Origin of the sequence: Endozoicomonas sp. ONNA1, assembly GCF_024606325.1 — a bacterium.
Taxonomy (GTDB): Bacteria; Pseudomonadota; Gammaproteobacteria; order Pseudomonadales; family Endozoicomonadaceae; genus Endozoicomonas_A.
On record NZ_JAHHPN010000697.1, the window covers coordinates 1 to 1,612 of the forward strand.

At 48.1% G+C, this 1,612-nt stretch carries 1 protein-coding gene; it reads left to right on the plus strand.

All coding sequences use genetic code 11. The features are described from left to right. A partial coding sequence (locus KDK19_RS16450) for a WD40 repeat domain-containing protein (protein WP_257292384.1) occupies positions 1-1,520 on the plus strand: 1,520 nt, incomplete at its 5' end. Positions 1,521-1,612 lie beyond the last annotated feature (92 nt).

Below are 1,612 nucleotides of genomic sequence, written 5' to 3' on the forward strand. Positions count from 1 at the left end.
ATGATGATCAACTCCGTTGTTGGATGGAGCGGTTTATCAATGATAAGGATTTAATCGATTCACTCATAAAACGCCGAAACAATCCTTATATACCTGCTCTGCTTCATTTCACTAATACTGAACGAAAGTCTCAATTTAGAGCCTTTAAGTCAGCTACAAAAGTCACTGTTTCAAATAACAGCTCTGTCAGCTCCGCCAGTTGCAGCGCTGATGCTTGCCATATCTTGACCTCCAGTGGAGACGGCTCGGTGAGAATCCTGGGCCTGGAGGCCGACGGATCATGGAAACCAAAAGTTCTCATTGTTCAACGCCATTCAATACCTTCAGCCAGCTTCAGTGCCGACAGCCGCTGCGTGGTGATTCTCGGTGACGACGGCACAACGAGTATCTATAGTCAAGAGGCCGATGGTTCGTGGGAAAGAAAAGTCAAAATTGTTGATCCGCGCGTCAATTCAGCTACCTTAAGTCCCGATAGTTGCTATTTGGTAACCGTCAATGGAGATGCCACGGCAAAAATCTATGGTCTGGAAGCCGATGGTACCTGGGTAAAAAAAGCCATTATTCCCAATCAGAATCCCTTTATTTCAGCGACCTTTAGCGCTCAGGGTCGCTATGTGGCGACCATCGGTAAAGATCAGACAGCGCAAATCTTCGGCCTGGAGGACGATGGATCATGGGGACAAAAAGCCATTATTCGCCACAATAGTAAAGCCTGGTCAGCCAGCTTCAGCGCCAATGGCCACTTTGTGGTGACTTGCAGTCGCGATCACAATGCGAAAGTCCATGGCCTGGAGGACGATGGATCATGGCAACCAAAAGCCATTATTCGCCACAATAATTTAGTCAGGTTAGCCAGCTTCAGCCCCGATAGCCGACATGTGGCGACTGTCGGTAACGATAATGTTGCGAAAATCTATAGTCAGAAGGACGATGGATTATGGCAAGAAAAAGGCATCATTTCCCATGATGGTGCGATTCTATCACTTAACTTCAGCGCTGATAGCTGCCATGTGGTGACTGCCAGTGCAGATGGTACGGCGAAAATCTATGGCCTGTGGGACGATGAATCATGGAAAGAAAAAGAGACCTTTTTCCACAAAGATTGGGTTAAATTAGCGACATTCAGCCCTGATGGCTGCTATTTCGTGACTGCCAGTTCCGATGGTATGGCAAAGATCTACGGCCTGAAGAACGATGGGTCATGGGAGGAGAAAGCGACCATTCCTCATGATAAGTCGGTCTCTTCAGCAGCCTTCAGTACTGATGGCCGACATGTGGTGACCGTCAGTCTTGACGGCACAGCGAAAGTCTGTGGTCAGATGCTCGATGGAACCTGGTTAGTAAAAGCGATCATTTCCCATGGTGGTTGCGTCAGATCAGCCACCTTCAGCCCCGATGGCGACTATGTAGTAACCGTTGCTGACACTGCTCGGGACGGTAGTCGTCGTGAAGCCATGAAAATCACCGAACTTTGGGTGGAAGATGAACCTCTGAGTGAGGATATATGTCGCCTCTTTTGATCCATGACTCTAAGGTTCCTGCGCCGTGCACGTTTACCCATACCTCTGTTCAGGGTAATTGAACAAAAAATGTCTTCAGTATGTATCATCCA